A 6,000-nucleotide genomic window follows, 5' to 3' on the forward strand; every position below is an offset into this window, starting at 1 on the left:
CGGCTAGACCACGTACTCACGCGCGGGCGTGCTGCGCCCGCAACCCAAGCACTTTCGATACGGGCTCCGAGCTGAATGCCGGGTCGCTCCCCTCCGAGCAACCACCCGCAGCGGTCGCAACCCAGGCCATGCAATTCATGCCGCGTCAGCGCGATCCGGTAATCGCACCAGCTCCATCTTAGATCGGAACTCAGTCGAAGGCCGGCAGTCCCGTTGCAGACCCGGAGCGCTTCCTGACCGCACAGGCCGGGCGCGTGGCTGCAACACCACCGTTTCACCTTCCGATATGCCCCGTGGTGTAGCTTGCCGTCTTTGCCATCGGAGCCCTGCGATGTGCTACAGCGCCCAAGTCGAGGCCGACTACAACCGCTACGTTCGGGTCGTGGGACTGGACGAGGCCATGAACATCAAGGACTTCGTCCGTCTGTACTGGGACCGCCAACGCGAGCTCCCCATCCGCGTCCCGAAAGCGCTTGACCGGTGGTTCCTCAGCGGCGCGGCCCCCCAAGCGCCGGAGATCCCCGCGCTCATCACCGAGTACAACCAGCTGCAAGTGGCCAAACTCGAAACCGAGGTGTTCGCGCAGCGCAAGCGGCTGGCCGACGCCGAGCGTAAGCTGGCCACCAAGCCCACGAAGGCCGCCTCAGAAAGCAAGCGAATCGCGACCAACAAGGTCGAGCAGGCCCTGGGTCGGCTGTCGGACATCAAGCGCACGGAGCCCAAGACCAAAGACGGCCGCATCTTTCCCGGTTGGTACGCGCCCGTCGTTGTCTTCGAGAACGGCCGGCGCACCATCAAGCCCATGCGCTACCAGTGCAGACCCGTCGGCAAGCCGGCTTTCTTCGACCGCAAGTTCCCCGGCACCTACAACGCCCGCCGCGACAATTTGGAAGGATTCTGGCGGGATCTCTTTGGTTACCGCCATGGGGTCATTCTAGTCAACGCGTTCTTCGAGAACGTCGCAAAACACGCCGTGGAAGGCCGTGAGCTCGCGCCGGGCGAGGAAGAGCAGAACGTGATCCTGGAGTTTCGGCCCGAGCCGCAGCAGGTGATGCTGGTCGCATGCCTGTGGTCGCATTGGGTCGAGGGCGACGAAGACCTCTACAGCTTCGCCGCCATCACGGACGAGCCCCCGCCTGAGGTGGCTTCCGCCGGCCACGACCGGTGCATCATCCCGATTCAGGAGCACCACCTCGACGCCTGGCTCAACCCGGACCCGAAGGACTTGGCGGCGCAATACGCCATCCTCGACGACCGGGCTCGACCGTACTACGAGCACCGACTGGCGGCATGAGCCCTGGCCATTCGGTCTAAATAGCACCGAGTGGAGGATCGTATGCCCCCCCAGTTGGATCGGCCAACATTTTGAAACCCAACGGCTGCAAAAACTCATCAATGTCCGCCACAGTCGAACGCGCAGACAGGTCCCACGTTTGCTCGTGATTCCACAAATGCTGCTCAAGTGGTGGCTCATAAAGCACGTATGCGATTTCTGAGCTTACTCGACGCGAGGGATATGACAGGCCAGGCAGAGGCTTTGCGTCAGCCAGCAAGGCCGAATGTAGTTCCGACGCGGCCTTGTGCGTTTCCACATAGTCGTCGGTACGCAAGAGCCTTGCCCATTCAAGGTCTGCGGGACTGTTGATGGGAGCAAACATTCGCCTCGCGGGCTCTTCCAGTTGAATAGCAGAGTATGGCTCTGCCAACTTCAGGCGAGAAATGAGGCGGTTTTTGAGCGCGGAAGGTGTGACGTAAACATTCCGCTGGCCATCAAACGAAGCAGTATTTAACACTGTCTCGAAAAGTGCGCAGCCTGCACTTTGTGCTACATAGAACATCTTCGCAGCTGGTGGCGAGCCAGAAGTATTAAGGCAGCTCAAAGAAAAACGACCTGTCGCTTTTGGGTTTCCCGTAGTCGACTTAACCGCATCAGTGGCTCCCGGCGGAAACTCTGACGAATGCACACGCCAGTATTCACTGTCGTTATTCAGAGGCCAAGGTGTTGGGATACATGATGGGCAAAGTCGGCTACCAGTCATCTTTCAGACGTTCCACATCGCGCTGGACAAGACGGATGACGGCCTCAGCATCGACTAAGAACTTTTCCACAGGACTGACTCCTGTGCTCGAAAGCGTTGTGTCGATTCCGTCACGGTCTCCATCTTTACTCATTTTCTGCTCTTCGCCAAGTTCTGGCCTAGTGGAATAAAGCCAAAAAACTCGGCGCCACCCTCCTTTATCTCTGTCCTGCGACAGGTCTGGATGGGTTTCGAACGCATTTATCAGCTTTTCGACACGAGGATCAATACGCCCAAACTCGTCGAACTGGAAATCGGGATGGACGAAAGTCCGGCGCTTGGAATCCCAGGCGCCGAGCAGTTGTCGGCGCGCACGCGCGTCAGCGGCATATTGGCCCGGATTCGTGGTTGAATTGCTTAGACGCTGTCCGATGTCCGCCGAGGTCGGCCACTTGCGACTGAGGAACTCATCGACTTTCGCGCGGGTTCTGTCCGCCGCAGTAAGCAACCCGAGGTCGGTGTCCGCCCCTCGCTCCTGCGCTCTGCCTGCACTTTCGTTTGATCCGCGGAGCTGCGCCATCAGCCTTTCTAGCTCGTCAACTTCGCCCCACGTCTGGACAATGCATTCGCTTTGCTTAGAGACCAGCGACCGAAATACCTCAGCGACTCGGCGCGGAGAATCCAAGCTATCCAACGTAATGTTTATCGGCGAAAGCTGGAGTGCCTTTGGGGAAAACTTCAACAGCGACCTATTTTGCAAACGCAGATAACGATGCCTATATTTGCCTGCGACAAGGCTGTTCAATGCCTTCACAACCCTATCGATCATGAGTAGTGGCGATGACGTCCCAGGCATGTAGAGCGCAAATCCCTCTCCCTCCTCCTTACTCGACGCCGCGGCTTGATTGACTGTGGTGGTGTCGATAAAGAGGCTGGCTGACACAGCTCCGGGCTTTGCATGTAGAACGGTCAGCTGGGTATCACCCATGTGCTTACATCCTTCTTATCCTGCTTACCCACCTTATACCCCTTCTTCCGGGTTCGTCAAGAGCCTTTTCGTATTTGTGGCAGGCACTTACGCAATCTTTACATTGGCGGCGTCCGCATTCAGCGAAAGTTCCTAGACGGCGCCCGCATCCCGTCCAGCAGTGCGTTCCAGTTCTCCAAGCGCTGCGCGATGAGATGCTGGACCCCGTCCTTGCGCTCCACCTTGCCGTAGATGCACATCAGCTGGCTCTCCATCATGACCCGCCGCTGCCGGTCCGCGATGTCGCGCCATACGATCGCGTTGATCATTCCACCCTCGTCCTCCAGGGTCATAAAAACCACGCCGCTTGCGGTCTCCGGCCGCTGCCGCAGGCGAACCAGACCGGCGAAGCGCACGGCGGTCCCGTGCGACGCCCGCGCCAGGTCGCCGGAACTGCTGCAGCGTCGTGCCAGGAGCGCCCCGCGCAGCAACTTCAGGGGATGCGGTCCGAGTGTGGTACCCAGGGTCGCGTAGTCCGTCCGCATGTCCTCGCCCACGGTGGGCGGTGGGAGCACCACCCGGACCTCCGTGGTCGGTGCGACGTCTTCGAACAGGGGCGCTGGGCCTCGACGCCTTGGACCGCCCACCGCGCTCGATGCCGGTGCCCGGCTAGACCCCGCAGCGCACCGGCGTCGGCGAGCAGGTCGCGGTGGCGGTGGTCGAGGTCCACGCGGCGGCACAGGTCTTCCACGTCCGAAAACGCCGTCCTGCCCCGCGCGGCCACGATGGCCGCGGCCACGGTCTCGACGAACCCGCCGATGAGGCGCAGCCCGAGCCGGATGGCTGGCCAGCCGCCCGCGCCGGTGTGCCCGTTGGCCCGCCCGCGCGGATCGGCTTCGAGCGTGCAGTCCCAGTCGCTGTACCGCACGTCCACCGGCAGCACTTCGATGCCGTGGCGGCGCGCGTCCTGGAGGATTTGGTCCGGCGTGTAAAACCCAAGCGGCTGGCTGTTGATGAGGCTCGCCGCAAAGGCCGCCGGTTCGTGGCATTTCAGCCAGCACGACGCATAGGTGATGAGCGCAAAACTGGCCGCATGGCTCTCGGGAAACCCGTAGCTACCGAACCCTTGAATCTGGTGGAACAGCTTCTCCGCGAACTCGGCCGAATACCCGCGGGCCAGCATCCCCTGGGTCAGCCGTTCTCGATGCGGTTCGAGCCCACCCCGCCGTTTCCACGCTGCCATCGAGCGCCGCAACTGATCGGCGTCGCCGGGCGAGTAGCCGGCCGCGTCGATGGCGATCTGCATCACCTGTTCTTGAAACAGCGGCACGCCTAAGGTGCGCTCAAAAATGCTCTTCAAGGCCGGCGGGTAATCGACCGGTTCGAGGCCCTGCCGGCGGCGCAGGTACGGGTGAACCATGTCGCCTTGGATGGGGCCCGGCCGCACGATGGCGACCTCGATGACCAGGTCGTAGAAGCACTTCGGTTTGAGCCGCGGCAGCATCGACATCTGCGCGCGCGATTCGATTTGAAAAACACCCAGCGTGTCGGCGCGGCCAATCATCTGGTACGTCGCTGGGTCTTCCGCGGGGATGGTGGCGAGGGTGAGATCGTGCCGACCGGTGCGCTTCAACATCTCCAAGGTTTTGCGCACCGCGGTGAGCATGCCCAGCGCCAAGCAATCGACCTTGAGCAGGCCCAGCGTGTCCAAATCGTCCTTGTCCCACTGGATGACCGTGCGGTCGTCCATCGCCGCGTTCTCCACCGGCACGAGCGTGCTGAGGGGGTATTCCGAGATGACGAACCCGCCGGGGTGCTGCGACAAATGGCGCGGGAACATCATCAGCTCGGTCGTCATGGCGACCACGCGGCGGACGATGGGCGCACTCGGGTCGAAACCCGCCTCGACCAAGAAGCCTTCGACCGGTGCTTCGGTGCTCCACGCATCCAAGGTGCTGGCCAACGCGTTGACCTGGTCGGGCGCAAGGCCCAACGCCTTGGCCACGTCGCGCACCGCGCTGCGCCCCCGATAGCTCGTCGCGATGCACGTCAACGCCGCACGGTCCCTCCCGTACCGCTGGAACACGTACTGCAACACCTCTTCGCGCCGTTCGTGCTCGAAATCGATGTCGATGTCCGGCGGTTCGTTGCGCTCCTTGGAAATGAACCGCTCGAACAGCATGCCGATGAGATCGGGTGCAATCTCGGTGATGCCCAGCGCGAAGCACACCGCGCTGTTGGCCGCTGATCCGCGCCCTTGGCACAGGATGCCTTTGCCGCGGGCGAAGCGGACGATGTCGTGGACCGTCAAGAAATACGATTCGTACTTCAGGTCCGCGATGAGCGCCAGTTCCTTCTCGATGAGCGCGCGTGCTTTCTCCGATGCGCCCTCCGGCCACCGCCACCGCACGCCTTCTTCGGTGAGCTGCCGCAGCCACGACGTCGGTGTGTGCCCGTCGGGCACCAGTTCCCTGGGGTAGGTGTAGCGCAACTGCGTGAGGTTGAACGTACAGCGCTCGGCGATGCACACCGTTTCGGCCAACAGATCTGCAGGGTAGATCGCGGCCAGCGCGCGGCGGCTCCGCAGGTGCCGCTCGCCGTTCGGAAAGCGGTACGCGCCGGCTTTGGCCACGGTGGTGCGGTGGCGGATGGCGGTCATGACGTCGTGGAGCGCGCGGCGCTGGCGGACGTGGTAGTGGACGTCGCCGGCGGCCACGGCGCGCACCCCCAGTTTCTCGGCCAGCGCGCGCAATCGGCTGCAGCGGCCGTCGTCGTCGGTGCTGCGGTGGAGTTCGACGGCGAGCCAGCAACGGTCGGGGAATACGGCGCTCAACCACCGCCCGTGTTCCTCGTCGGGCACCTTGTTGGGCACCCACAGCGCCAGGAGGCCTTTGGACGCCTCGCACAGGTCCGACAGGTCCGCGCGCGTCAGCCGGTACGAGCCTTTGTCGGCGGCGCGACGCCCCACGGTGATGAGCCGGCACAGCGCGGTGTACCCGTCGTGGTCGGCCACCA

General features: G+C 62.7%; 3 protein-coding genes and 1 pseudogene. 1 reads left to right on the forward strand and 3 read right to left on the reverse strand.

The genetic code is table 11. The features are described from left to right. Positions 1-331: 331 nt before the first annotated feature. Positions 332-1,294, forward strand: a complete 963-nt coding sequence (locus tag RUU78_RS01170; protein WP_313912845.1) for an SOS response-associated peptidase family protein — start codon at positions 332-334, stop codon at positions 1,292-1,294. Between the two features lie 16 nt (positions 1,295-1,310). Here RUU78_RS01170 and RUU78_RS01175 read toward each other — a convergent pair whose 3' ends face one another. The 3 genes and pseudogenes from RUU78_RS01175 to RUU78_RS01185 form a co-directional block, all read right to left on the reverse strand. Next, positions 1,311-2,039 (reverse strand): RES family NAD+ phosphorylase, encoded by a 729-nt coding sequence (locus RUU78_RS01175; RefSeq protein WP_313912847.1) that lies wholly within the window; start codon positions 2,037-2,039, stop codon positions 1,311-1,313. Continuing rightward, positions 2,029-3,006, reverse strand: coding sequence for a hypothetical protein (locus RUU78_RS01180; RefSeq protein ID WP_313912849.1), 978 nt, complete (start codon positions 3,004-3,006; stop codon positions 2,029-2,031). Before RUU78_RS01180 ends, RUU78_RS01175 begins: the two co-directional genes overlap by 11 nt. Before the next feature lie 119 nt (positions 3,007-3,125). Beyond that, positions 3,126-6,000: pseudogene (locus RUU78_RS01185) on the reverse strand (error-prone DNA polymerase); the annotation flags it as partial.

The organism is Tahibacter sp., assembly GCF_032229445.1.
Classification (GTDB): domain Bacteria; phylum Pseudomonadota; class Gammaproteobacteria; order Xanthomonadales; family Rhodanobacteraceae; genus Tahibacter.